At 64.9% G+C, this 26,179-nt stretch carries 16 protein-coding genes; 4 read left to right on the top strand and 12 right to left on the bottom strand.

Annotation, left to right across the window (positions count from 1 at the left end):
• Positions 1-47: 47 nt before the first annotated feature.
• Positions 48-932: a non-homologous end joining protein Ku gene (ku, locus tag ABIB95_RS11940; protein ID WP_354239493.1), complete on the bottom strand. Its 885-nt coding sequence runs from the start codon at positions 930-932 to the stop codon at positions 48-50.
• Positions 933-1,049: 117 nt separating this feature from the next.
• On the opposite strand from ku, the gene ligD reads away from it, so the two are divergent.
• Positions 1,050-3,716 (top strand): DNA ligase D, encoded by a 2,667-nt coding sequence (ligD, locus tag ABIB95_RS11945; RefSeq protein ID WP_354239495.1) that lies wholly within the window; start codon positions 1,050-1,052, stop codon positions 3,714-3,716.
• 106 nt (positions 3,717-3,822) lie between these two features.
• Here ligD and ABIB95_RS11950 read toward each other — a convergent pair whose 3' ends face one another.
• Positions 3,823-3,987 (bottom strand): DUF3309 family protein, encoded by a 165-nt coding sequence (locus ABIB95_RS11950; protein ID WP_007595743.1) that lies wholly within the window; start codon positions 3,985-3,987, stop codon positions 3,823-3,825.
• A 182-nt stretch (positions 3,988-4,169) separates the two neighbouring features.
• Between ABIB95_RS11950 and ABIB95_RS11955 the strand changes: the two genes are divergently transcribed.
• On the top strand, positions 4,170-4,487 hold the full coding sequence (locus ABIB95_RS11955; protein WP_085405235.1) for a polyhydroxyalkanoic acid system family protein: 318 nt from the start codon (positions 4,170-4,172) through the stop codon (positions 4,485-4,487).
• Positions 4,488-4,490: 3 nt separating this feature from the next.
• On the opposite strand, the gene treY is transcribed toward ABIB95_RS11955, so the two are convergent.
• From treY to ABIB95_RS11985, 6 genes are read right to left on the bottom strand one after another with little or no spacing between them, the layout of a single operon-like run.
• Positions 4,491-7,277 carry a malto-oligosyltrehalose synthase gene (gene treY, locus ABIB95_RS11960; protein ID WP_354239498.1) on the bottom strand — a complete coding sequence of 929 codons (2,787 nt, stop codon included), beginning with the start codon at positions 7,275-7,277 and terminating at the stop codon, positions 4,491-4,493.
• A 1-nt stretch (position 7,278) separates the two neighbouring features.
• Entirely contained in the window at positions 7,279-9,033 is a 1,755-nt protein-coding gene (treZ, locus tag ABIB95_RS11965) for a malto-oligosyltrehalose trehalohydrolase (protein WP_354239500.1), read from the bottom strand.
• Complete coding sequence (gene glgX, locus ABIB95_RS11970; RefSeq protein WP_354239502.1) at positions 9,030-11,108, bottom strand: glycogen debranching protein GlgX; 2,079 nt, start codon at positions 11,106-11,108, stop codon at positions 9,030-9,032. The genes treZ and glgX overlap by 4 nt, the downstream gene beginning before the upstream one ends.
• Positions 11,109-11,111: 3 nt before the next feature.
• Positions 11,112-13,259 (bottom strand): 1,4-alpha-glucan branching protein GlgB, encoded by a 2,148-nt coding sequence (glgB, locus tag ABIB95_RS11975; RefSeq protein ID WP_354239504.1) that lies wholly within the window; start codon positions 13,257-13,259, stop codon positions 11,112-11,114.
• A complete protein-coding gene (gene treS / locus ABIB95_RS11980) occupies positions 13,252-16,542 on the bottom strand; it encodes a maltose alpha-D-glucosyltransferase (RefSeq protein ID WP_354239506.1) in 3,291 nt (1,096 codons plus the stop codon). Before treS ends, glgB begins: the two co-directional genes overlap by 8 nt.
• A gap of 10 nt (positions 16,543-16,552) precedes the next feature.
• The gene (locus ABIB95_RS11985; RefSeq protein ID WP_354239508.1) at positions 16,553-18,499 is read right to left on the bottom strand and encodes a maltotransferase domain-containing protein; all 1,947 of its coding nucleotides are present in this window, start codon (positions 18,497-18,499) and stop codon (positions 16,553-16,555) included.
• Positions 18,500-18,703: 204 nt separating this feature from the next.
• Between ABIB95_RS11985 and malQ the strand changes: the two genes are divergently transcribed.
• Both malQ and ABIB95_RS11995 read left to right on the top strand, forming a co-directional pair.
• Entirely contained in the window at positions 18,704-20,665 is a 1,962-nt protein-coding gene (gene malQ / locus ABIB95_RS11990) for a 4-alpha-glucanotransferase (protein ID WP_354239510.1), read from the top strand.
• A gap of 30 nt (positions 20,666-20,695) precedes the next feature.
• Positions 20,696-22,498 (top strand): glycoside hydrolase family 15 protein, encoded by a 1,803-nt coding sequence (locus tag ABIB95_RS11995; RefSeq protein ID WP_354239512.1) that lies wholly within the window; start codon positions 20,696-20,698, stop codon positions 22,496-22,498.
• Positions 22,499-22,554: 56 nt separating this feature from the next.
• On the opposite strand, the gene ABIB95_RS12000 is transcribed toward ABIB95_RS11995, so the two are convergent.
• The 4 genes from ABIB95_RS12000 to zwf are packed head-to-tail and all read right to left on the bottom strand — an operon-like array spanning position 22,555 to position 26,170.
• Positions 22,555-23,367 (bottom strand): HAD family hydrolase, encoded by an 813-nt coding sequence (locus ABIB95_RS12000; RefSeq protein WP_354239514.1) that lies wholly within the window; start codon positions 23,365-23,367, stop codon positions 22,555-22,557.
• A gap of 25 nt (positions 23,368-23,392) precedes the next feature.
• Positions 23,393-23,923: a gluconokinase gene (locus tag ABIB95_RS12005; protein WP_354239516.1), complete on the bottom strand. Its 531-nt coding sequence runs from the start codon at positions 23,921-23,923 to the stop codon at positions 23,393-23,395.
• Entirely contained in the window at positions 23,910-24,659 is a 750-nt protein-coding gene (gene pgl, locus ABIB95_RS12010; protein WP_354239739.1) for a 6-phosphogluconolactonase, read from the bottom strand. Before pgl ends, ABIB95_RS12005 begins: the two co-directional genes overlap by 14 nt.
• Positions 24,659-26,170, bottom strand: coding sequence for a glucose-6-phosphate dehydrogenase (gene zwf, locus ABIB95_RS12015; RefSeq protein ID WP_354239518.1), 1,512 nt, complete (start codon positions 26,168-26,170; stop codon positions 24,659-24,661). The genes pgl and zwf overlap by 1 nt, the downstream gene beginning before the upstream one ends.
• Between the last annotated feature and the right edge of the window lie 9 nt (positions 26,171-26,179).

Genomic DNA, 26,179 nt, shown 5'->3' on the forward strand with positions numbered 1-26,179 from the left:
TTCGCGCCTCCTCACCATGAGGGCAGAGAGTGGGTCGCGCGGCGAAATTACCCCACCTTCCTCTGCCGCGCCGTCGAGCGCTGCGTCTTCTTCGCGCTGCGCTGCCGCCCCGTCGCACGACGCGCATGCGACTTCGCCGCCGTCTTCTTCCCGCCGCGTCCCTTCAGGCTCTGCTTCAGCGCGTCCATCAGGCTGACGACGTTGCTCGGCCGCTCCTCGCGCTCCGGCAGCTCGATTGTCTTGCCGCTGGCCTTGCGCTTCACCAGCGCCTTCAGCGCGGTCTCGTACTCATCCTTGAACTTGCTCGGGTCGAAATGTGCGGCCTTGGTCTGCAGGATGTGGCCGGCGAGCTCGACCATGTCCTTGGTGATCTTGGGGCTCTTGATGCCGTCGAAGAACTGGTCCTCGTCGCGCAGCTCATAGGGGAAGCGCAACGTGGTACCGAGCAGGCCCTTGCCGAGCGGTTCGATCGCGATGATGTGCTCGCGGTTGGTGAGCACGATCTTGGCGAGCGCCACGCGGTCCTGGTCCTTCATGGCGTCGCGGATCACGGCGAAGGCATCGACCGCAGCCTTGCCGTCGGGCGCGATATAATAGGGATGATTGAGATAGCGCTGGTCGATCTCCTCGCTCGGCACGAAACTCTCGATGTCGATGGTGTGGTTGCTTTCGATCTGGACCGCCTCGAGCTCCTCCGGCTCGATCTCGACATATTTGCCCTTGCGCAGCTCGTAGCCGCGTCCCTTCTGGCCGCTCTCGACCACGTCACCGGTCTCGTAGTCCACCATCTGCTGCTTGAGCCGGTTTCCGGTCTCGCGGTTGATCATGTGAAACCGCGTCTTCTCGGCCGCGGTGGTCGCCGGATAGAGCGCGACCGGGCAACTGACCAGCGAGAGCTTTAACGTTCCCTTCCAATAGGCGCGCGGGGCCATTCCGTTCTCCAGCGTTTCAAGGCATTTTGGAACCCCAACAGCCCCATCGGGTTTTGGTTCCGGGTGGGACTTCCGCCGTGATAGGCTTCAACGCCGAAAGAGAATGCGGGACCGGTCGTGCTGCGAAAACTCTCCACCTACCGACAGAAACGCGATTTCGAGAAGACACCGGAGCCGTCGGGCAAGACCGCGGTGGCGCCATCGGCGCAGCGGCGCTTCGTGATCCAGAAGCACGATGCGACGCGACTGCACTATGATCTGCGGCTCGAGTTCGAAGGCGTGTTCAAGTCGTGGGCGGTGACCAAGGGACCCTCGCTCGATCCGCATGACAAGCGGCTGGCGGTCGAGGTCGAGGACCATCCGCTCGACTATGGCGATTTCGAAGGCACGATTCCGGAAGGGCAGTATGGCGGCGGCACGGTCATGCTCTGGGACCGCGGCACCTGGGAGTCCGAGGATCCCGAGCGTGGCTTCCAAAAGGGCGACCTCAAGTTCACGCTCCACGGCGACAAGCTGCATGGAAGCTGGGTGCTGGTGCGGATGAGGCATGACCGCACCGGGGGCAAGCGCACCAACTGGCTCCTGATCAAGCATCGCGACGAATATGCCAGCGAGAGCGATGACATTCTCAGCGAGGACAAGTCGGTGGCCTCCGGCCGCGCGATGGCAGAGATCGCCGATGGCAAGGGTCGCGCGCCAAAACCGTTCATGCTGGCGAAGGGTGCCAAGGTCAAGGCCGATGCGGTCTGGCAGTCCAATCGTGCCGATGAGCCGAAAGGGCGCACCGTCAGGCCGGCGCCCGGCGCGGCGTTGAAGCGCGGGACGGGCGCAAAGAAGAAAGCGACGACCGCGACAAGCGCGAAAGAAGTCGCGGAGATGCCGGACTTCGTCGCGCCGCAGCTCTGCACCCCGGTCGAGCGGCCACCGGCGGCCGACGGCTGGTGCCACGAGATCAAGTTCGACGGCTATCGCGTCCAGCTCCGCGTCGAGGACGGGGAGGCGACGCTGAAGACGCGCAAGGGCCTCGACTGGACCGACAAGTTCGCAGCCATCGCGAAGGAGGCGGGCGAGCTTCCCGACGTCATGATTGACGGCGAGATCGTCGCGCTCGATCACAACGGCGCGCCGAATTTCTCCTCGCTCCAGGCCGCGCTGTCGGACGGCAAGACCGAGGACCTGATCTTCTTTGCGTTCGACCTCCTGTTCGTCGAGGGGCTCGATTGCCGGCGCCTGCCACTCGGCGAGCGCAAGGACCGCCTCAGGCAAGTCCTGGACGCAGGCAAGAGGAAATCGAGCCAAATCCGCTATGTCGAGCATTTCGAGAGCAGCGGCGATGCCGTGCTGCAATCGGCCTGCAAGCTCGAGCTCGAAGGCGTGGTGTCGAAGAAGCTCGATGCGCCTTACCGGTCGGGGCGAACGGAAAGCTGGACCAAGGCCAAATGCCGCGCCGGCCATGAGGTCGTGATCGGCGGCTGGAAGACCACCAACGGCAAATTCCGCTCGCTGATGGCCGGCGTGCACCGCGGCGATCATCTTGCCTTCGTCGGCATGGTCGGCACCGGCTTCGGCGCGGACGCGGTCAAGCGCATCATGCCGTCCTTGAAGGCCATGGAGGCCAGGCAAAGCCCCTTCGGCGGCAAGAACGCGCCGAAAAAGACGCGCGACGTGCACTGGCTGAAGCCGGAGCTCGTCGCCGAGATCGAGTTCGCCGGCTTCACCGCCGACGGCAATATCCGGCAGGCCGCCTTCAAGGGTCTGCGGCAGGACAAGCCGGCCGAGGAGGTCGAGGCGGAAACACCCGCTGATACCGAACTCGCAAAGCCCTCGGCCAGGAAGCGTGCCGTGCCGAAGGCAGGCAAGCGGAAGGAGGCCGGCACGGCCGAGGTGATGGGTGTCGTCATCTCGAAGCCGGACAAGGAGCTGTGGCCGGATGGCGGCGACGGCGAGGGCGTGACAAAGCTCGATCTCGCGCGCTATTTTGAGGCCGTCGGCGCCTGGATGATCGAGCACATCAAGGGCCGGCCCTGTTCGATCGTGCGCGCGCCGGATGGCATCGGCGGCGAAAAATTCTTCCAGCGCCATGCCATGCAGGGCACGTCGAACCTGCTGGAGCTCGCGAAGGTCTCGGGCGATCGCAAGCCGTACCTGCAGATCGATCGCGTCGAGGGGCTTGCCGCGGTCGCGCAGATCGGCGGCGTCGAGTTGCATCCTTGGAATTGTGCCCCGGACGCCTACGATACGCCGGGCCGGCTGGTGTTCGATCTCGATCCCGCGCCGGACGTCAAATTCGCCGATGTCGTGGACGCCGCCAAGGAGATGCGGCAGCGCCTCACCGACGTCGGCATGGAGAGCTTTTGCAAGACCACCGGCGGCAAGGGCCTGCACGTGGTGGTGCCGCTGCTCCACGGCGCGCGCGACAAGGTGAGCTGGAAGGAGGCCAAGGCGTTCGCGCAAGGCGTTTGCCAGTGGATGGCCGACGACGATCCCGAGCGCTATCTGCTCAACATGTCGAAGAAGCTGCGCAACGGAAAGATCTTCCTGGATTATTTGCGCAACGACCGCCTGTCGACGGCGGTAGCCCCGCTGTCGCCCCGTGCGCGCGATGGCGCGACCGTGTCGATGCCCGTGACATGGGCGCAGGTGAAGGGCGATCTCGATCCGAAGCGGTACACGGTGCGGACGGTACCGGGTCTGCTGGCGCGCTCGAAAGCCTGGGATGGCTATGACGACGCGGCCACATCGATCACTGCGGCAGCGAAGAAGCTCGCGGGGAAGAAGAAGTAGGGTGGGCAAAGCGAAGCGTGCCCACCAGCTTTCTTATTGCGGCGAAGAGGTGGGCACGGCGCGTTGCGCCTTTGCCCACCCTACGAGGCCGCTACAGCTCCTTGCGCTAGATCCGTCCGAGCAACAGCAAGATCAGCAGGATGACGATGACGAGCCCGAGGCCGCCGCCGCCGTAATAGCCGGTGCCGTAGAACGGGCCGCCGCCGATGCCGCTGAAGCCGCCGAGCAGCGCGATGACCAAAATGATCAGAATGATCGTACCGATAGACATGCTAGTCTCCTCCAGCCCTTTGTTGAAAGGGTCGTTTGCACCTGTCCCGTGGTGCGAGGGCAACTTGCCGCAGGTTCTATAGTTCCGACGATGAAACACGGCGAACGGGGCGAACTTGCATGGAACCTTTGCCAGTCCAGGCGGCATGACTATGTAAGGATCAGTCACCACAGGGCAGCGCCATGTCAGCACCGCTTGTCGTCTCCATTCCGCATCGTCTCGGCCGCGAGGAAGCCGTGCGCCGGCTTAAGACCGGGCTCGGCCGCGCCGCAGCCAGCATTCCCGTGATGCAGGTCGAGGAGGAGCGCTGGAACGGCGACAGCATGAATTTTCGCATCCGCGCGCTCGGGCAGATCGCGAGCGGTCAGGTCGATGTCGCCGACGACCACGTCAAGGTTGAGGTGGTGCTGCCGTGGCTGTTGCAGCGCTTCGCCGAGATGGCGCAGGCGACCATCCGCAAGCGCGGGCAGCTGCTGCTGACCAAGGACGGGGGCAAGTAGCCGTCAGCTACGAGCGCGCTGTTGCCTGGGTCTCGCCGTGCTTGCGGCGCGTGCTTCGATGACCGCAGCGGGAATATCCCGGAAGGCTTGCGCGAGCGGCAATTGATTGCCGGCAAAGCCCGGCCCGGTGTAACCGGTGATGTCGATCGTCGCGTCAACGCCCTCGAACGCGGGCCATTGTCGGCCCTCTTGCGTGAACGGCGCAAACTGGCGCCCGACCACGACGATCGCGGCCGTGCGGCCGTGTCGGCGGACAAAGGCGATGACGTGGTCTGCGTGCGCGCCCCGGACCTGTAGCGGCTGATACTCGCCCTGCGCGAACACATCGGCGAGTTCGTTGCGCAGTTTGAGCAGGTGATGTGTCCAGGCCAGCTTGAGCTGGCCGTCCGGCCAGGTCTTGATCAGCCCGCGCCAGTCCGGCGCTTCCAGTGATGTCAGCGCCGTCTGCCGTGCGGCAAAGTCCACCGGGCGGCGGTTGTCGGGATCGACGAGCGACAGGTCCCAATATTCGGTGCCTTGGTAGAAGTCCGGCACGCCGGGCAGCGTCGCCTTGAGCGTGAGCTGGCTCAGCGAGTTCAAGGCGCCGAGCAGCGCAACGCGGCGTACCAGGATTTGCAGCGCGTCCAGGAACTCGCTGGATTGTACTGGATCGAGGATCTTCCCGATGAAGCTCGCGACGCCGTTCTCATAGGCCTCGTGCGGGTTGAGCCAGCTGGTCTCCTCCTTGCCCTCGCGCGCGGCCTTGAGCGCATAGGCCTGGATGCGCTCGACGAAGCCGGCATCGGCTGTCTCCTCAAGCGACCAGGCGCCGAGCAGGGTCTGATAGAGCATGTATTCGAACGTCGCCGACGGCGCGCGCAGATTGCCGTCGAGCGCGAGGTGCGGCGCGTTCAGGACTTTCCAGCGTGCCACGGCGCTGGTCCATTCGCCGGGAATCTCGCTGAGCGCCGCGATGCGCGCGCGCGCGTCCTCGCCGCGCTTGGTGTCGTGGGTCGCGGTCGCCGTCATCCCTTGCGGCCATTCGTTGGCACGCGCGCGCATAGCCTCGTGGAAGGTAGGTACCGTGAGGCCGTTGCTCGCGGGGTCGCCGCCGACCTCGTTCAGGGCGAGCAGCCGGTGGAATTGATAGAACGCGGTGTCCTCCAGCGACTTCGCCATCATCGGTCCCGTGAACTGCTGCACCTTCAGCGCGAAGCGGCGCACCCGCGGGGCGCTGTGCGGGGGACGGCCGGGCTTGAGCAGGTCCATGGTCAGCGCGTCGCGCAGGAAGTCGAAGATGCCTTCATCCGCGGCGAACCATTCCGCGCGGGCCCGCTCGATGGTGTCGTCGATCAGCTTGCGGTCCAGGGCAGTCGGGCCGCTATGCGTCAAATAGGTGCGATAGACCGGGAAGTGCAGCACGTACAATTCGAGCGCTTGGCGCAGGCTGTCGGCGGAGAAGTCGCGCGTCGAGTAATGCCCGTTGGCGATCCGCGCGAGCAGGCGGGTCAGCACGGTGAATTCGCTGGTCAGCAGCGTCTCCAGCACGCGCCGCTTGGCGTCCTTGACGTAAGGCGCCAGCCGTGGCGCGCGGTTGCTGATCTGCCGCCAGGTCTCGTTCAGCGCCTGCAGCCCTTTCGCGTCGACCAGAACCTGGGTGATGACATTCATCCACTCATAGCCCGTGGTGCCCTGAACGCCGGCAAAACGCGGCAGGCGCTCGTGCTCGCACAGGATCTTTTCGATCACGGTATAGAACGGCTTGGTGTTGCCTTGCGCGTCGCGCACCAGCCGGCGCAGCCGCTGGCAATATTGGGCGGGATCGCGCAGGCCGTCGATGTGATCGAGGCGGATGCCTTGCAGCTTGCCGTCGGCAATGAGCTGCTTCACCAGCCGGTGCGTGGCGGCGAACGTGCTCGCGTCCTCGACGCGCAGGCCCGCGAGCCCGTTGACGTCGAAGAAGCGGCGATAGTTGATGTCGCTGGAGGCAAGCCGCCAGTGCCCGAGCTTGTAGTGCTGGCGCTCCAGCAGATGATGCAGCGCCAGCGTCTGCGCCGGACGATCCTTGGCGGAACGATAGGCAGCGAGGCCGCGTTCGATGATGTCGGCGCTGCCCGCGATCTCCTTGAGCTCCGCCTTGAAGCCGGGTGCTTCCCTGCGGTTGGGGCGACGCAACCCCGTGTAGCGGGCCGTGAGTGCGAGCAGGCGCTTGCCGGCCTCGGTCTCGGCGGCGTCGGCTTCCTTCACGATCACGCGCAGCATTTCGCCATAGCGTTCCGGCGCGATCGGCAGGCGATGCTCGAAATACCAGGCGGAAAAACTGCCTTCATCGGGATCGTAGCGCAGCTCGATGTCGCCGCGCTCCAGCGCCTCGCCATAGGGCGAGCCGAGGATCGGCAGCAGCACGCCGCCCCGGGCGCGATAGGCCAGTTGATCCCAGTCGATGTCGAAGGAAACCGCATGCGGCGAGGCCTGCCCCCATTCCAACACGTCGAGCCACCAGGGATTGTCGGCAAAGTGCACGCCGACATGGTTCGGCACGAAGTCGATGATGAGGCCGAGGTCGTGCTGCGTGAGTGCATCGCTCAATCGAGCAAAGCCGGCTTCGCCGCCGAGCTCGGGATTGAACTGGCTGTGATCGACGGTGTCGTAGCCGTGGGTCGAGCCCTTGCGCGCCTTCATCACCGGCGAGGTGTAGAGATGCGTGATCCCGAGTGCCTTGAGGTAAGGCACGACCGCGGCGGCCTTGTCGAAGTCGAAATCCGCGGTGAGCTGAAGCCGATAGGTCGCAAGAGGAATGGCAGGAGGCATGCTAACCTCCGAGATGCCAGATCACCGACCAGGGTGGGAGCCGATCGCCGCTGACAGAGCCCCAGATCGGCGTGCCTGTCGCGTCGCTGGGACGTGCGATGTCCTTGTCCGAGAGATTGGCGGTCAGGCGCAGCTTCGCGCCGTCGCCCATACGCCAATGCGCGGTGAGCAGGCCGCTATCGGCCGTCTCGGCATCGCCGAACTTCGCACTCTTCAGCCGCGGTGCGATCTCCTTGTGACGCAGCGCGAGCAGCTCCCGCACCAGCGCGAGCCGCGCATCCTGCTCCGGCGTGTGGCCGGTCCAATCCAGCACGGCCGATTGCAGCGTTTTGGGATCGAGCGGATCGGGGACCTCGTCGCCGTATTTCTCGTAGGCCCAGGCATATTCCTGCTTGCGACCCTTGCGCACGGCATCGGCAAGGCCACCCCGGAAATCGCAGAAGAACGGGAAGGGCACCGTGGAGCCCCATTCCTCGCCCTGAAACAGCATCGGCACCATCGGTGCGAGCAGGGTCACCGCGAGTGCGGCTTCGATCTGCCGCGGCGATGCCAGGCTCTCGAGCCGCTCGCCCAGCGGGCGATTGCCGATCTGGTCGTGGTTTTGCAGGAAGTTGACGAAGGTCGCCGGCGGCAGCTCGCCGCTCGCCTCGCCGCGCGGCTTCTTGCCCCAGAACTCCGAGATCTCGCCCTGGTAGACGAAGCCCGACGCGAGCGCGCGCGCAAGATCCATGCGCGTCGTCTGGTAGTCGGCGTAATAGCCGGCGAACTCGCCGGTCAGCATCACGTGCCAGACGTGGTGATAATCGTCGTTCCACTGCCCGCGATATTTGCCGTTGGGCGGGTCCTGCCCAGCATCGAGCAGGCTGGCGCGGTTGTCGCCGTTCTCCAGCACGAGATGGATGTGCCGCCCGGTGGCCCTGGCAAGCTCGCCGGCGGCGACGCTGAGATCCTGCAACATCGACTGCTCGCCCGGGATCGCCATGATGTGATTGGCGGCATCCAGTCTCAGGCCGTCGAAGCGGTAGTCGGTGAGCCAGGACAGCGCGTTCTCGACTGCGAAGGCCCGGACCTGCGGCACGCGATAATCGATCGCGCTGCCCCATGGCGTATGCGCATCGGTGAAGAAGGCCGGCGCATAGCGGCCGAGATAATTCCCCTCGGGGCCGAAATGATTGTAGACGACGTCGAGGAACACCATCAGCCCGCGCAGATGCGCCTCGTCGATCAGTGTCTTCAGGTCCTCGGGCCGACCATAGGCACTGTCGGGCGCGTACCAGAGCACGCCGTCATAGCCCCAGCCGCGGCGGCCGGCGAAATCGGCCACCGGCATCAATTCCAGCGCGGTGATTCCGGTCGCAACGAGATGATCGAGCTTGTCGATCATGGCGCGGTAGGTGCCCTCAGGCGTGAAGGTGCCGACATGGGTCTCGATCAGCACCGTCTCTTCCCAGGGACGTCCGCGCCAATCGCGCGCGCGCCACGCGAAGGCATCATGATCGACGACTTCGCTCGGGCCAAAAACGTCGTCCGGCTGGAAGGCGGATGCGGGATCGGGCACGTCGATCTCGTCGTCGATCCTGAACTGGTAGGGACTTCCGACGGGCAGGCCGGCAATCTCGGCGACATACCAGCCATCCTGCCGGCGCTGCATCGCGTGCCTTCTGTCGAGCAGGAGATCGACTCGGCGAGCACCGGGTGCCCACAGCCGGAACGACACGCCGTCCTTGGTCGGCCTCGCCCCGAACGATGGTCTCATAGCGCCCCCGCGAAGGCGAGCACGGAGCGCGGCGGCGCCTTGCTGTCGCTTCCGGGCTGCAGATCAACACTGTTCGGCCTGGCATCAGTGGTATTCAGGATCTGCTGCCAGCTCTGGTACTCGGCCATTTTGGGCAATTTGAATGCGATCTCTTCGGGGGCGGCGTTCAGTACGATAAAGATCGCGGCGCTCCCCGGTTCCATCGGCCCCATCACATAGGAGAGGAACCGCCCTTCCGGAAATTTCCAGTCGTTCTCCGTCATCTCGTCGCCGGCGGGCGTCAACCACAGCGCGCCGTAGGAGACGCCGTCCTTGGGCCGGCCGTCGAGCCAGCGATGGCTGCGAAGCTGCGAGAAGCGGCGGCGGATCTCCGCGAGCCCGGCGACGAAATCGACCATGTCGTCGCCATCCTTGCCGAGATTGTCCCAGCCGACCCAGCCGACCTCGTTGTCCTGGCAATAGGCGTTGTTGTTGCCGGACTGCGAATTGCCGACCTCGTCGCCGGCCAGGATCAGCGGAACGCCCTGCGCCAGCATCAGGCAGGCCAGCACGTTCTTGCGAAGCTGCCGCCGCAGCCCGAGAATCCCGGGATCGTCGGTCGGACCCTCGACACCGCAATTGTTGCTGTGGTTGTCGCTGGAGCCGTCGCGATTGTCCTCGCCATTGGCCTCGTTGTGCTTCTCGTTGTAGCTGAAGAGGTCGGCGAGCGTGAAGCCGTCATGCACCGTGATGTGGTTGATGCCGGCGCGCGGCCGCCGTCCGTCATGGTTGAACAGGTCGGATGAGGCCGTCATGCGGCTCGAGATGTCGCCGATCAGGCTGCCTTCGCCACTCCAGTAGCGGCGCATGGCGCTGCGATACCGATCGTTCCACTCCGACCATTGGGAGGGGAATGCGCCGACCTGGTAGCCGCCGAGCCCGAGATCCCAGGGTTCGGCGACGAGCTTGACCGCCGCCAGCACCGGGTCCTGCCGGATCGCCGTCAGGAACGAGCTGCCGCGATCATAGCCGTTCGGTCCGCGCGCGAGCGTGGTCGCGAGGTCGAAGCGGAAGCCGTCGACATGGCAGACCTCGACCCAGTAGCGCAGCGAATCCATCACCATCTGGAGCACGCGCGGATGGGTGAGGTTCACCGACGAGCCGCAGCCGGTGAAGTCGTCGTAATAGCGCGGGTTCTCGCGGTTCAGCCAGTAATAGGAGGCATTGTCGATGCCGCGGTAGCACAGGGTCGGACCGAGGTGATTGCCTTCGGCCGTGTGGTTGTAGACGACGTCGAGCATCACCTCGATGCCGGCATCGTGCAGGCGCGCGACCGTGGTGCGGAAGGAATCGAGCGCATTGTCCTGGGCGTAGCGCGGTTCGGGCGCAAAGAAGGACAGCGTGTTGTAGCCCCAGTAGTTGACGAGCTTCTTCTCGACCAGAATGCGGTCGTCGATGAAGCTGTGGATCGGAAGCAGCTCGACGGTGGTGACGCCGAGCGTTTTCAAATGCTCGATCATCGCCGGCGACGACAGGCCGCCATAGGTGCCGCGCAAATTCGGCGGCACGTCGTCGCGCTTCTGCGTCAGGCCCTTGACGTGGGCCTCGTAGATGATGGTGTCTTCCCAGGGGATGTTGGGCCGGATCTCGCGACGGCCCCAGTTGAAGGTCTCGTCGACGACGACGGCCTTGGGCATGCCGCGCGCGTTGTCGCGCCGGTCGAACGAGAGGTCCTCGCGCGGTGAGCCGGTGCGATAGGCGAAATGGGCATCGCTCCAGACCAGCCGCCCGGCGAGCCGTTTGGCGTAGGGGTCGAGCAGCAGCTTGTTGGCGTTGAAGCGGTGGCCGTGCTCGGGCTCGTAGGGGCCGTGCACGCGATAGCCGTAGAGCTGGCCCGGCGAGATGTCGTTGAGATAGCCGTGCCAGACGTCTTCGGTCCGCTCGGGCAGCTCGACACGCTCGAGCTCACGCCTTCCTTGCGTGTCGAACAGGCACAGCTCGACTTTCTGCGCATTGGCGGAGAACAGCGCGAAATTGGTGCCGCGTCCGTCCCAGCTTGCGCCGAGGCGTGCGGGCGATCCGGCAGTCAGGCGCATCGGTCAGCTTTCCGGAACGAGGAAGATCGCGGCGAGCGGCGGAACGGTGAGGCGAAGCTCGGGCGCCTTGCCGCCAGCGGCATGAACCTCGCCGATGTTTCCGACATCGGTGCCGCCGTAATGGGCGGAGTCCGAATTGAACACTTCTTTCCACTTGCCGGCAAAGGGCACGGGGACGCGATAGTTGCGATAGACGTTGGGTGAGAAGTTGATGATCACGAGACACCGTGCGTGCTCGTCGAATCCCTTGCGCAGCCAGGCGAACACGTTGCGGTTGGCGTCATCCGTGATCAGCCATTCGAATCCGCCCTGTTCGCAATCCATCTGGTGCAGCGCCGGCACCGCGCGATAGAGCCGGTTGAGGTCGCGGATCAGCGCCTGGATGCCGGAATGATACTTGTATTCGAGCAGGTGCCAGTCCAGCGACTGGTCGTGATTCCATTCGCGGCTTTGCGCGAGTTCCGCGCCCATGAATAACAGCTTCTTGCCGGGATGGCCGAACATGAAGCTGTAATAGGCGCGCAAATTCGCAAAGCGCTGCCATTCGTCGCCGGGCATGCGGCCGAGGATCGAACGTTTGCCGTGCACGACCTCGTCATGTGACAGCGGCAGGATGAAGTTCTCCGAGAAAGCGTAGTGCAGGCCGAACAGGATATCGCCGTGATGATGCTTGCGGTGGATCGGATCCTTGCTGATGTAGTTCAGCGTGTCGTGCATCCAGCCCATGTTCCACTTGTAGCCGAAGCCGAGCCCGCCGAATTCGACCGGGCGCGAGACCTGCGGCCACGCGGTGGATTCCTCGGCTGCCGTGGTCGCCTGCGGGAAGCGCGCGAACAATTCGGTGTTGAAGCGGCGCAGGAACGCAATCGCCTCGATGTTTTCGCGGCCGCCATACTGGTTCGGAATCCAGGCGCCCGGCGGGCGGCTGTAGTCGAGATAGAGCATGGAGGCGACCGCATCGACGCGTAGGCCGTCGATCGCGTAACGCTCGAGCCAGAACAGCGCGTTCGACACCAGGAAGTTCGTCACTTCGGTGCGGCCGTAATTGTAGATCAGCGTGCCCCAGTCGAGGTGGCGGCCCTGGAGCGGATTGGCATGCTCGTAGAGCGAGGTGCCGTCAAAGCTGCCGAGGCCGTGCGGATCGTCGGGGAAATGGCCGGGCACCCAGTCGAGCAGCACGCCGACGCCCTCGCGATGGCAGGCATCGACCAGCGCGGCAAAATCCTCAGGCCCGCCGAAGCGGCTGGTTGGCGCATAGAGGCCGGTCGGCTGATAGCCCCAGGAGCCGTCGAACGGATGCTCGCTGACGGGCAGGAATTCGAGATGGGTAAAGCCCATGTCGCGGGCATAGGCCGGCAGCTGCTCGGCCAGTTCGCGATAGGTGAGCCATTCGTCGCCGTTCTTGCGGCGCCAGGAGCCGAGATGGACCTCGTAGATCGACATCGGCGCCGAGAGCGCGTTGATGCCATCCGGCGCCGGGCGCGGGCGCGCGAGATGTGCCTCGTCGAACACGATGGAAGCCGTCTTCGGCCGCACCTCGCTCGCAAAGGCCATGGGATCGGACTTCAGCGGCACCTGATGGCCGTGCGGCCCGATGATATCGAACTTGTAGTGGTCGCCGGCCTTGGCGTGCGGGATGAACAGCTCCCAATAACCGGCACCGCGGACCCGCATCGGATGGCGCCGCGCGTCCCAGAAATTGAAATCGCCGACCACGGATACGCGCCGCGCATTCGGCGCCAGCACGACGAAGCCGATGCCGTCGATGCCTTCGAGCCGCATCGGATGCGCGCCGAGCTTGTCGTAGAGGCGCTGATGGGTGCCTTCGCCGAGCAGATAGAGATCGAAATCGGTCAGGATCGGCGGGAAGCGATAGGCGTCCTCGAACTCGACGATGTTGTCGCCGAACCTGGCGCGGAGCTGATAGCGCTTCGAGCCGTTCGGCAGGGCGCCGATGAACAGGCCCGAATCGTGGACGCGATCGAGCTTCGCCACCTCGCCATGTTCACCCACCGCTTCGACATTGGTGGCCTCGGGGAGGAACGCGCGCACCACGCTCTTGCCGCCCTCGGGATGCATCCCGAGATAATGGAAGGGGTCGGAGTGGCGGCCCTCGATGATCGCGTAGGCCTCGGCTGGCAGTTTAGGCATGGGCTTCGCTCTCATTGGACAGAATGCGAAGCAGTCCGGTCAGCGGCGCGCGGAGCCCCTCAGGCCGGTGGGACAGCTCGTACTCTACTTCGTCGAAGGCTTGATCAAGCAGGAAAAACCTTAACAGGCCTTCCGCGGATTGCCGATCTTCCGGCCACAGCCGGCGATCGGTCATGGCTTCGCGGTAAGCGTTAAGGAATGTCGCGGCGGCGCGTTCGCGCCATTCGCCGAGTGCGGTCGCGAGCCGGTCCTGCTCGTCGGATGCGCCCGTCAGCGCGCGGCCGAGCGCTGTGTTAACCGAAAGCTCAATCGAGCGGATCAGGCCGGCGACGTCGCGTGCGGCAGGTGCCTTGCGCCGCTTGTCGGCCAGCGGCAGACGCGGATCGCCGTCGAAGTCGATGATGAAGATATCGTCCTTCACGATCAGAATTTGCCCGAGGCGGAAGTCGCCATGATGACGGATGTTCAACCCGCCGATGTCGGATGGCAAGAGCGCATTGAGGTGGTCGGGCAGGGTCGCGCGCACCGCGACGAGCTGGTCGATCAGAGGCCGGTCGGTCTCGCGCAGGCCGTCGCGGCTGTCGGCCAGCCGTTCGAAGATCCGCTCGGCTCGTGCCTTGAGCTCGGATGCCCAGCGCTCGACCTGCGCGGGGTCGATCGGCTCCGGCGCGAGATCGTCGGGCCTTGCGGCGGCGAGAGCCACGTGCAGCTCGGCGAGCCGCCGGCCGATCTGCGCCATGAAGTGCAGATAAGGCGCCTGCTCCTGGGTCTCTCGGGGCGCTTCGCTCATCGGCGCCAACCGCTGCTCGTCGATATAGCGGTCGAGATAACCCGTGGTGACGGCCCAGCCGTCGCCCTGGTTCTCGACATAGGCGTGCAGCACGCCGACCGCGCTGCTTCTGTCGCCTTCGACCAGTTCGACGCTGCCGAGCAGCGCCGGCGTATTGGCAAAGTGCGCGACGTCGGTGAGGTAGGAGCCAATCTCGATCTCGGGATTGATGCCGCCTTCGAGCTGGCGATAGATCTTGGCGACGTACTGGTTGTCGACCAGCGCCGTGCTGTTCGACTGCTCGATGGCGCGGATGCGCTCGGGCTCCTTGATGATGTAATCGGCGAACCGGCTGGTCGCCTTGAACTCCAGGCGCAGATTGTTCTCTTCCACCACCAGGTTCTGCGACAGATTGCGCAGGAACAGGCCGATGAAGATCTGCTCGGTCGCAACGTCGAGCAAGGTACCTTCGCGCGCGCCCTGACGCACGGCGGCGAGCGCCTTCGGGTTGAAGCGTTCGCGGTCGAAGCGCACCCATTCGATCTGCATCGGCAGCACGTAGCGCGCCGTGGCATCCTGTTGCGGGGTTTCGAAGACCGCGATCCAGGGCCTGTTGTCACCGATGTCGCAGAACGGCACCGCCGAGGTCAGCGTCGGCTTGATCTGCTTGGGATCTTGCTCGGGATACCAGCGCGTGCGCGACAGGAAGCCTGGCAGCACCTCATGCTCGAACACGCCGCGCTCGCGCGCCAGCGACACCCAGGTCGAATTGACCGGCACCACCAGCGTCTCGAACTCAGGCACCGCGCGCGGCGTCACCGGCTCGGACTTGTTGCGCTCGGTGAGCTGGAACCAGTAGAAGCCGTAAGGCCCCAGCGTGATCATGTAGGGCACTTCGCCGATCGGCGGAAAACGCGTGCGTCCGAGCATCTCCTGCGGAATGCGGTCCTTCCACGGCGACAGATCGAGCTCGGTCGCCTGGGCTGCGCGCGAGAGGTTGGCGACGCACAGGATCACCTCGTCGTTGTACTGCCGGACATAGGCCAGCACGGCGCGGTTGGCCGGGCGGATGAAGGTCATGGTGCCGCGGCCGAAGGCGAGGGTCGATTTGCGCACCGAGATCAGGCGCTTGGTGGCGCTGAGCAGCGAGGACAGGCTGCGCGACTGCGCCTCCACGTTGACCGACTCGTAGCCGTAGACGGGGTCCATGATCAGCGGCGCATAGAGGCGGGCCGGATCGCAGCGGGAGAAGCCGCCATTGCGATCCGGGCTCCACTGCATCGGCGTGCGCACGCCGTTGCGGTCGCCGAGATAGATGTTGTCGCCCATGCCGATCTCGTCGCCGTAATAGATGATCGGCGTGCCGGGAAAGGAAAGCAGCAGCGAGTTCATCAGCTCGATCTTGCGGCGGTCATTGTCCATCAGCGGCGCGAGGCGCCGGCGGATGCCGACATTGATGCGGGCGCGGGGATCGTTGGCGTAGGTGGTCCAGAGATAGTCGCGCTCGACGTCGGTGACCATCTCCAGCGTCAGCTCGTCATGGTTGCGCAGGAACAACGCCCATTGGCAGCTTGCGGGAATGTCCGGCGTCTGGCGCAAGATGTCGGTGATCGGAAAGCGGTCTTCCTGCGCGATCGCCATGTAGATGCGCGGCATCAGCGGGAAGTGGTAGGCCATGTGGCACTCGTCGCCGCGGCCGAAATATTCCTGCACGTCCTCCGGCCATTGATTGGCCTCAGCCAGTAGCAGCTTGCCCTTGGAGTAGGAGTCCAGTTCCTGGCGCAGGCGCTTGATGATGGCATGCGTCTCGGGGAGGTTCTCGTTGTTGGTGCCGTCGCGTTCGCAGAGATAGGGGATGGCGTCGAGGCGGAATCCGTCGACGCCGGCATCCAGCCAGCGCTTCATGACCTGGATCAGGGCGCTGACCACGCGCGGATTGTCGAAATTGAGGTCCGGCTGGTGCGAGAAGAAGCGATGCCAGTAGAACGCCCCGGCTTCGTGGTCCCAGGTCCAGTTCGACTTCTCGGTGTCGGTGAAGATGATCCGCGTGCCCTGGTATTTCTGGTCGGTGTCGCTCCAGACATACCAGTTGCGGGCGCTCGAGCCCGGATGGCTGCGGCGCGCGCGCTTGAACCATTTGTGCTGGTCGGAGGTGTGATTGACGACGAGCTCGGTGATGACGCGCAGGCCGCGCTTCTGCGCTTCCTGGATGAAGCGCTTGAAGTCCTTCATCGTCCCGAAATCGGGATTGACCGAGCCGTAGTCGGCGATGTCGTAGCCGTCGTCGCGCCCGGGCGATGGATAGAACGGCAGCAGCCACAGCGCGGTGACGCCGAGCTCCTGGAGATAGGGCAGCTTCTCGGTCAGTCCGGCGAAATCGCCGATGCCGTCATGGTTGCTGTCGGCAAACGCCTTGACGTGGAGCTGGTAGATGATGGCGTCCTTGTACCAGAGTTCATCCACGATCTCGGCTGCCTCGGCTTTTTGGGTGTCGACGGAAGACAAAACATTCATGGCGTGATCCTTACGCCAGGCAGCGGAACAGCAGCGCCGGGTCGCGGTCGGGATCGATATATAATCTGATCCCGCCCCATTCGATGCGGGACAGTTCGCCTGTGATGAGATTTTCGAGTGCAGTGACGTGGCGGCGTGCGCCGCCGACGTCGATGGTGAGGTCGCCCAGCGGCAACCAGACTTCGCGGACATGGCCCGAGAGGGCGATGACCGCGACGACGGTGTTGGCTGGACCGGCCGCCTCCTTGGCAAAGGCGATCGTCTCGTCATCCTCGACGCCGAGGAAGCGCAGATTCTCCGTTTGCTGAAGCGCGGCGTTATCGTTGCGGATGCGGTTGAGCGCGGCGATGTAGGGCTTGACGTTGCCGGGCCGGTCCCAGTCGCGCGGCTTGATCTGGTATTTCTCGGAATCGAGATATTCTTCGTGGCCGGGAATCGCGTCATGCTCCAGCAGCTCGAACCCGCTGTAGATGCCATAACTGCCGGACAGCGTCGCGGCCAGCGCGACCCGCGACTTGAACGCCCAGGGCTCGCCGCCCTGCAGATGATAGGGCAGCAGGTCGGGCGTGCTCACGAACAGGTTCGCCCGATAGAAATCGCGCTCGGGATAGCGGGTCAGCTCGCCCAGATATTGCTCCAGCTCCCACTTCGCCGTGCGCCAGGGGAAATGGCTGAAGGACTGTGCAAAGCCGAGCTTGGCGAGGCCCTTCATCAGCTTCGGCCGTGCAAAGGTCTTGGAGAACAGGATCACCTCGGGATGGCGGCGGCGGATGTCGCTGATCAGCCACTCCCAGAACGGCAGCGGCGCGGTGTCGTGATTGTCGATGGCGAAGATGGTGACGCCGTGGTCGATCCAGAACAGCATGGCATCGCGAAACGCGTTCCACAGCCCGGCCCGGTCGACGGAGGCGAAATCGGGGATGACGATGTCCGAATAGGGATCATCCGCAGTCCGCACCGAGCGGTCCGGCCGCCATTTGAACCATTCCGGATGCTGCCTCAGCCAGGGATGGTCCGGCGAGCATTGCACGGCGAAGTCGAGCGCGAGCTCGAGGCCGTATTCGAGACAGGTCGCGACCAGCGCGCGGAAATCCTCGATCGTGCCGAGCTCGGGATGCAGTGCATCGTGCCCGCCCTCGGTCGTGCCGATCGCATAGGGCGAGCCGGGATCGCCTTCGGTCGCCACCGGCGCATTGTTGCGGCCCTTGCGGCGGGTGCGGCCAATGGGGTGGATGGGCGTGAAGTAGAGCACGTCAAATCCCATCGCGGCGATGTCGGGCACGCGCGCGATGCAGTCACGGAGCGTGCCATGCTGGCCGGGGCTCTGGCTCTGGCTGCGCGGCATCATCTGATACCAGCCGCCGAAGCGCGCTCTGTCGCGGTCGACGATCAGCGGGAAGTTCTGCGAGCGGGTCAGGTCGGGCCGCGACTGGCTCTCAGCCATGGCCGCGCCGAGATCGGCTGCCAGCAGCGAGCCGACATCGCCGGTCTGAAGATAGTCCTCGCATTGCTTCACGATGACCGCCGCGGCGTCCTGCCGGGCGCCATGTGCCTTGGTCAGGAGGCCGGCGCCCTCGATCGCGTCGAGGCTGACGTCCGCGCCGGCGCGCCGCTTGCGCTCGACCCCGTGCGACCAGGTGGCGAATTCGTCGGTCCATGCTTCGATCGCATAGACATATTGGCCGGGCTCGACGGGGGTGAACGCGCCGGACCAGCGGTCATTGCCGTGATGGATCATCGGCTCGCTCCGCCATTCCCGGTCCTGTTCTCCTCGCCAGATCAGCGCAGCACCGATCACCGCGCCGCCGTCGCGATAGATGTCGGCCCAGACGTCGACCCGTTCGCCTGCAATCCGCTTCACGGCGAAACGGCCGCTGTCGATCGAGGGATAGATATCTTCGATGAGGAAAGCGCCGCCGGCTGCGGCACTCTCGACAGTTTGAATTGTCTTGTTCACGGTGATGCCATTGACAAGAAAGCAGGAGCCCGTTTCCCTTGTCGGGAACCTACGCTTGATACCAATATAGAAAGCCGCTTGTGTGTCATTGGTTCCCTTGGGAACGGCAGGCACGGTCTGCGAGTTAGCCCTGACTAACCTCTTCCACGACCTCGTTAAATTCCCTGCCCCCGGCCGGATGACGGCCTGCAAGCTGCGTGCCGAATGGATCTTTTAGCTCAAGCCCGGATCAAGGGCGTTCAGTCCGAATTCGTCGATGCCCTCGGAAAGCTGCGGGTCACCGATCCCGTGGCCCTCAAATCCATCCTCGAGGCCCTGCCGGAGAAGCGGGTTTACCGCTTCGTCGGCGGGCCCGTGGTGGTGCGCGCCCTGGGACATCCGCGTACCGAATTGACGACAATCGGCGCGCCGCCGCTGCAATGGACATTGCGCGCAAACGGCAATGTGATCGCGCAAGGCGAGACCCACGAGCCCGTGATCGCCTGGCCCGCCGGCCTGCCGCTCGGTTATCACCGGTTGACGCTGACCGATGCCAAGGGTGTTGCGGAAGAGGTGCCGATGATCGTGGCGCCCGAACGCGCCTTCGGCGGCGATTTCGCCCGAGGCTGGTTGCTCGCCGTGCAGCTCTACAGCGTCCGCTCGGACCGCAATTGGGGCATTGGCGATTTCACTGACCTTGCCGATCTCGTCCGCCTCGCCAGGCAGCTCGGCGCCGATGGCGTCGGGCTCAATCCGCTGCATGTCCTGTTCGACAACCACCCCGCCGATTGCAGCCCCTATTCGCCGAACAGCCGGCTGTTGCTCAACCCGCTCTATATCGACGTCGAGGCCATCCCGGAGTTTGCCGCCGACCTCGTCCCCGACGCGGCGGCGACCGCCGCGCGGCTGCGCGAAGGCGACCGTGTGCCCTATGCGGACATGGCGGCGCTGAAATGGCTCGGCCTGCGCGCCGCCTACAACAGTTTCGTGACGAGCGCGAGCGAGGCGCGCCGCAAGGAATTCGACGCCTTCCGCGCGGACCGCGCGCCGCTGTTGTCCCGCTTTGCCTGCTTCGAGGTGCTGCGGCATCGCTTCTCCGGGCCTTGGTGGGAGTGGCCGCAAGAGTGGCAGCAGCCGGATGAAGCCAAATGCGCCGAGCTCCGCAACGGTCCCGACAAGCGCGAGGTCGAGTTCGTCGAATTCGTGCAATGGACGGCCGATAGCCAATTGCAGGCCGCCAAGGAATTGGCCGGCCAGCTCGGCATGCGCGTCGGGCTCTATCTCGACGTCGCCGTCGGCGTGCAGTCCAACGGCTTCGACGCCTGGAACGAGCAGATGGCGATTTCGCGCCATCTCGCCGTCGGCGCGCCGCCCGACGTGCTCAACACCGTCGGACAGGATTGGGGCCTTGCCGGCTTCAATGCCGGTGGTCTGGAGGCGCAATCCTTCGTGCCATTCGCCGACATGCTGGCCGCCTCGATGCGCCATGCCGGCGCGATCCGGCTCGATCACGTGCTGGGCTTGAAGCGGCTGTATCTGGTGCCGCGCGGCTTCAAGCCGGACAACGGCGCCTATGTGCAGATGCCGTTCGAGGCGCTGCTCGGCGCCGTGGTGCGCGAGAGCGCGGCGCACAAATGCATCGTGATCGGCGAGGACCTCGGCACCGTGCCGGAAGGTTTCCGCGAGACGATGCAGGATTTCGGCATCTGGTCCTACCTCGTCATGATGTTCGAGCGCGACGATGCCGGCCGCTTCCGCAATGCCGACCATTACCGGCCCAATGCGCTGGTCACGCTGAACACGCATGATCTGTGCACCTATGCCGGCTGGCGCTCCTTCAGCGATCTCAAGATGAAGCGCTCGCTCGGGCTCGACCCCGGCGAGAACGACCAGGCGCGCTGGGATGCGCTCGGCAGGCTCGACGAGATCCTGCGCCAGAACGGCATCAACGCAAACGATCTCTATTCGGTGCTCGCGTTCCTGTCGCGGACGCCGTCGCGTCTTCTGGCGGTGTCGCTGGAGGATCTGCTCGGCGTGATTGACCAGCCCAACATTCCCGGTACGATCGACGAGCATCCGAACTGGCGCCAGCGCCTGCCGGTGGCGCTCGACAAGATCGCCGCCAAGGTCGATGTTACGGCCTTGAAGGCGGCGACGCGGGAACGTTCGTTGACCGGCGGGAGTTGAAACGGCGGATTTTCCGGGGCTCGTAACACATTGGCTCAGAGGATCGAGGACTATGCGCTGATCGGCGATTGCGAGACCGCAGCGCTGGTCGGGCGCGACGGCTCGATCGACTGGCTGTGCTGGCCGGCCTTCGATTCAGATGCCTGCTTTGCCGCGATCCTCGGCACGCACAAGAACGGCCGCTGGCTGATCGCGCCGGGCGAAGACACGACCTCCATCTCGCGCCGCTATCTCGGCAACACCCTCATCCTAGAAACGCGCTTCGAGACCAGGAGCGGCACCGTTGCGCTGATCGACTTCATGCCGCCGCGCGGCAAGGCCTCCGACATCGTGCGGCTGGTCCGCGGCCTCACGGGCACGGTGAAGATGCGGATGGAGCTTGTCATCCGCTTCGGCTTCGGCGTCGACATTCCCTGGGTGCGACGCATCGACCATTCGCTGCTGGCGATCGCCGGCCAGGACATGACGGTGCTGCGCACCCCGGTGGAGACCCGCGGCGAGGATCTCACCACGGTCTCCGACTTCGACGTGAAGGCGGGTGAGACCGTGCCGTTCGTGCTGACCTACGGCCCCTCGCATCTCGATCCGCCCGCGCCGATCGATCCGGAGATCGCCTTCCAGGAGAGCGAGAAATTCTGGAACGAATGGTGCAGCCGCTGCACCCGCGACGGTGATTATCACGATCTGATCGTACGCTCGCTGATCACGCTGAAGGCGCTGACCTTCGGCCCGACCGGCGGCATCGTCGCGGCGCCCACCACCTCGTTGCCGGAAAAGCTCGGCGGCGCCAGGAATTGGGATTACCGCTTCTGCTGGTTGCGCGATGCGACCTTCACGCTGCTGGCGCTGATGAACTCGGGTTACACCGAGGAAGCGTTGGCCTGGCACAATTGGCTGCTGCGCGCGGCGGCAGGCTCGCCGGCGGACATGCAGATCATGTACGGCATCTGGGGCCAGCGGCGTCTGCTGGAATGGGAAGCGGGCTGGCTCGACGGTTATGAGGGCGCCCAACCGGTGCGCGTCGGCAACGCCGCGCATGCGCAGCTCCAGCTCGACGTCTACGGCGAACTGATCGACGCCTTCCACCAGTCGCGCATGGCGAAGCTGAAGCTCGACGACGAGACGACCTGGGCGCTGGAATGCGCCGTGCTCAACCATCTCGCCGAGGTATGGGACCATCCCGACAACGGCATCTGGGAGCTGCGTGGACAGCCGAAGCACTACGTGTTCTCCAAGGTCATGACCTGGGTCGCCTTCGACCGCGGCATCAAGAGCGCCGAGACCTTTGGCTTCAAGGCGCCGCTGCTGCATTGGCGTGCCCTGCGCGAAGCCATTCATCGCGATGTCTGCAACAAGGGATTTGACGCAGAGGAGAATGCCTTCGTCGACTTCTATGGTTCAAAGCTGCTCGATGCCAGCGTGCTGCTGCTGCCGGCCGTCGGCTTCCTGCCGCCATCGGACCCGCGCATTCGGGGCACCATCGCCGCCGTCGAGAAACACATGATGCGCGACGGCTTCGTGCTGCGGCACGATCCGCGCGAAGTGTCCGAGGAGACGCAGCCGATCGAGGGCGCGTTCCTGGCGTGCAGCCTGTGGCTGGCCGACGCGCATGTGCTGGCGGGCGATCTCGACAAGGCGCAAGCCTTGCTCGACCGCGTGGTCGGCATCGCGAACGATGTCGGCCTCCTGGCCGAAGAGTATGATTCAGGCGCCCGGCGCCAGACCGGTAATTTCCCGCAGGCCTTGACCCACATCGCGCTGATCAACACCGCGCACAATCTCTCGGCCGCGAGGCAGGAAAGCGAAAAGCCGGCGGTGCAGCGGTCGAAGTAAGGGGGGAGGGAACGCACCTCCGTCGCGGCGCCAGTCGAGTCTCGTCTCATCAGATATCAGCCCACCCCGTTCCGCTTCAAAATCACCTCCATCGCCTCTGCAAAGCCGTCCTGCTCATTGGTTGCGGTGACGTGGGTGGCCTGGTCCTTGACGCTGTCGGTGGCATTGCCCATGGCGATCGAGGTGCCGCTGACGCGGAACATCGCAAGGTCGTTCTGCATGTCGCCGATGGTGGCGACCGCGTCGGTGGAAATCCCAAGGCGCTTGGCCATGGCCTGCACGAAGGTGCCTTTGTCGAAGCCGGGCGGGGTGATGTCGAGATAGTAAGTCTGCGAGCGCACCGCGGTGGCCGCGCTGCCCAGCGCCTCCTGCATCGCCTTCTCGCAACGCTCCAGGCCGGCGGCATCGGCGCTGGCGCCGACGATCTTGCAGGCGTTCGCAACGTATGGCGAGAAATCCGTCACGATGGTGGGATCGGAGCGGATCGTGTGCTGCTCGTGCGCGACGTATTTACCATCAGGGTGGTCGATCAGCCATTTGTCGGTGGTGAAGAGCCAGATGTCGGCGCCGAAATCCCGGAGGATCTGCAAGGACCGTTCGGCGGCGCTCGCCGGGATCAGGTGCTGCTCGACCGGATGCATCTCGGGATCGACGATCGAGGAGCCGTTGAACGGGCCGATCGGCAGCCAGAGCGCCAGCGGCTCGACCAGGAACCGCATGCCGATCGCGGGGCGGCTGGAGGTGATGGTGAAGCCGATGCCGGCCTTGTGCAGCCGCTGGACCGCGGACCGCGCGCGCTCCGTCAGCGTCTTGTCCTTGGTCAGCAGCGTGCCGTCGACGTCGGAGACGACCAGTGAGATTTTCGTCATGGCAGGACCTCAGGGTTTATCGGCCTCAGCGTTTCGCCCCGCTCAGTTTCAATTGCCGTACCACGCCGTCCACGATCGCCTCGACGGATTCGTCGATCGAGACGGTGACGACATGCTCGCCGGCCTCGGGCGGCTCCAGCGTCGTGAATTGGCTCGTCAGCAGTTCGGGCGGCATGAAATGGCCCTTGCGTTGCGCGAGGCGGGCGGCGATCAGCTCCCTGGTGCCCCTCAGGAAGACGAAGCGGACGTCGTCGCGTCCGCGCAGCAGCACGTCGCGATAGGTGTGCTTCAGCGCCGAGCAGGCGATGATCACGTGCTCGCTCTTGTCGCAAACCTGGGCGATCTCGTCGGCAATGGCGTTGAGCCAGGGCCAGCGGTCCTCGTCGGTGAGGGGATGGCCCGCCCGCATCTTCTCGACATTGCTGGCGGGGTGAAAGCTGTCGCCGTCCTCGAAACGCCAGCCGAGCCGCTGCCCGAGCGCCTCCGCAACCGTACTCTTGCCTGAACCCGACACGCCCATCACGATCAACGCACAAGGTGCTTCAACGCCCGCCACGGATTCCCTCCGGAAGCGCGGCCTGATCGACCAGCCAGACGGTCTCACCATTCGAGCGCGCGCGTACAGCCGGCAGAGTCTCGCCATTGAGCAGGCGCGTCAAGATCGGCTGCTTGTCGTGCCCGGCAATCTCGAACAGCATTTCGCGGCAGGAGGCCAAGGCGGGCAGGGTCAGCGAGACTCGCGGCACGAAAGGCGCGACATTGGCCCTGGGGACGCCGACCACCCAGCGCGTGGTCTCCTCGATCGCGGGGTAGCCGGGGAAGAGCGAGGCGGTGTGGCCGTCCGGGCCCGCGCCCATCAGGACCATGTCGAACAGCGGCCGTGCCGGATCGAGGCTTTTGGCGCCGTAGAAGGACTGAAGCTCGCGCGCATAGGCCTCGGCACCCGCTTCGGGGCTTTCAGCCGTGGTCGGGATCGGGTGAATATGCCCGGACGGCGCATTGCGGTCGAGAAAGGTCGCGCGCGCGACTGCCATGTTGTTGAGGGGATCGCTCGAAGGCACGAAACGCTCGTCACCGATGAACCAGTGCACGCGGTCCCACGGGATTTTGCCGCGATACGCGTCGCTGCCGAGCAATTGATAGAGCTTCTTCGGGCTGGAGCCGCCAGTGAGGCAGATCGCGATCCGCCCGGGATTGGCGGCGATCCGCGCCAGCACCCGGTCGGCTGCGGCCTGCGCCAGCGCCTCGGCGTCGGCCGCGACGATCAGCTTCGGCTGGTCGGCCGCTTCCATCACGTAAACTTCCGCCAGCTTCGTCCGTCACGCTTCAGCAGTTCGTCGGCGCAAGCCGGGCCGTCGCTGCCGGCGGGATAGGTCTCGATGCCGTTGGTGCCTTCACTTTTCCAGGCGTCCAGGAACGGCTGCACCGCCTGCCATCCGGCCTCGATGCCGTCGGCGCGCTGGAACAGGATGTTGTCGCCGATCATGCAGTCGTAGATCAGCGTCTCGTAGCCGGTCGAGGGATCGGCGCGGAAATAGTCGCCGTACCTGAACTTCATCTCGACGCCGTCGATGGTGATACTCGGCCCCGGGATCTTGGCGTTGAACTGCAGCTCGATGGTCTCGGTCGGCGCGATGCCGATGGTGAGGAAGTTCTGCGACAGGCGGTCGACATCCGTGCCTGAGAACATCGACAGCGGCGCCTGCTTGAACTTGATCGCCACTTCCGTGCGCTTGTGGCCGAGCGCCTTGCCGGTGCGCAGATAGAACGGCACGCCGGCCCAGCGCCAATTGTCGATCATCAGCTTCAGCGCGACGAAGGTCTCGGTGCTGCTGCCGGGCTTGACGTCCTCGGTCTTGCGATAGTCCGTGATCGCGTCGTCGCCGATGCGGCCGGCGAGATATTGCGCGCGCACCGAATTCTTCAGCGCCTCTTCCCGGGTCGGCTGCTGGATCGACGTCAGCACGTCGGCCTTTTCGGAGCGCACGGAATGCGCATCGAACCGCGCCGGCGGCTCCATCGCGACCAGCGACATCAGCTGGAACAGATGGTTCGGCACCATGTCGCGCAGTGCGCCGGTGGCATCGTAGAAGCCGCCGCGATGGCCGACGCCGAGCTTCTCCTCCACGGTGATCTGGATGTGGTCGATATGGTTGCGATTCCAGATCGGCTCGAACATGCCGTTGGCAAAGCGCAGCACCAGGATGTTCTGCACCGTCTCCTTGCCGAGATAATGATCGATCCGGTAGATCTGGTGCTCGTCCATGATCTTCAGGAGCTCGGCATTCAGCGCCTTGGCTGACGCGAGATCGGTGCCGAACGGCTTTTCGATTACGAGCCGACGCCAGGCGCCGTTCTCCTTCATCATTCCGGTGCGGCCGAGCTCCCGCGCGGTCGGTGCGAAGGCGGCGGGCGGGGTCGCGAGATAGAACAGTCGGTTGCCGCCGGTGTCCTGCGCGCATTCCAGCGAATCCAGATGCGTGCGCAAGCGGTCGAAGGACGGGGGATCCTTCGGATCGGCCTCGACGAAGGTCACGCATTCCAGCAGCTTCCGGGCAATGTCGTCGTCCACGGGCCGCGTCGCGAATTGCCGCAGGCCCTTCAGCAGGCTGTCGCGCAGCTCGTCATCCGACTGGCGGTTGCGGGCCACGCCGACGACGCAAAACTTCTCCGGCAACAGGTGCTCGGCGGCCAGATTGTAGAGCGACGGCATCACCAGCCGATGGGTAAGGTCACCGGTCGCGCCAAAGATGACGAAGGCGCAATTTTCGGGCTTGCGCTTGGCCTGCGGGTCTTTTGTCACGAATGATCG

The sequence above is a fragment of the Bradyrhizobium sp. LA2.1 genome (assembly GCF_040547725.1).
Classification (GTDB): Bacteria; Pseudomonadota; Alphaproteobacteria; order Rhizobiales; family Xanthobacteraceae; genus Bradyrhizobium; species Bradyrhizobium barranii.

What these genes read in the sequence shown, in the direction of transcription:
- treY (WP_354239498.1), bottom strand. Translation starts at nt 7,277, where the DNA reads ATGCCTCCTGCCATTCCTCTTGCGACCTATCGGCTTCAGCTCACCGCG.
- treZ (WP_354239500.1), bottom strand. Translation starts at nt 9,033, where the DNA reads ATGAGACCATCGTTCGGGGCGAGGCCGACCAAGGACGGCGTGTCGTTC.
- pgl (WP_354239739.1), bottom strand. Translation starts at nt 24,659, where the DNA reads ATGGAAGCGGCCGACCAGCCGAAGCTGATCGTCGCGGCCGACGCCGAG.
- malQ (WP_354239510.1), top strand. Translation starts at nt 18,704, where the DNA reads ATGGATCTTTTAGCTCAAGCCCGGATCAAGGGCGTTCAGTCCGAATTC.
- ABIB95_RS11950 (WP_007595743.1), bottom strand. Translation starts at nt 3,987, where the DNA reads ATGTCTATCGGTACGATCATTCTGATCATTTTGGTCATCGCGCTGCTC.
- treS (WP_354239506.1), bottom strand. Translation starts at nt 16,542, where the DNA reads ATGAATGTTTTGTCTTCCGTCGACACCCAAAAAGCCGAGGCAGCCGAG.
- ABIB95_RS11955 (WP_085405235.1), top strand. Translation starts at nt 4,170, where the DNA reads ATGTCAGCACCGCTTGTCGTCTCCATTCCGCATCGTCTCGGCCGCGAG.
- glgX (WP_354239502.1), bottom strand. Translation starts at nt 11,108, where the DNA reads ATGCGCCTGACTGCCGGATCGCCCGCACGCCTCGGCGCAAGCTGGGAC.
- glgB (WP_354239504.1), bottom strand. Translation starts at nt 13,259, where the DNA reads ATGCCTAAACTGCCAGCCGAGGCCTACGCGATCATCGAGGGCCGCCAC.
- ABIB95_RS12000 (WP_354239514.1), bottom strand. Translation starts at nt 23,367, where the DNA reads ATGACGAAAATCTCACTGGTCGTCTCCGACGTCGACGGCACGCTGCTG.
- ku (WP_354239493.1), bottom strand. Translation starts at nt 932, where the DNA reads ATGGCCCCGCGCGCCTATTGGAAGGGAACGTTAAAGCTCTCGCTGGTC.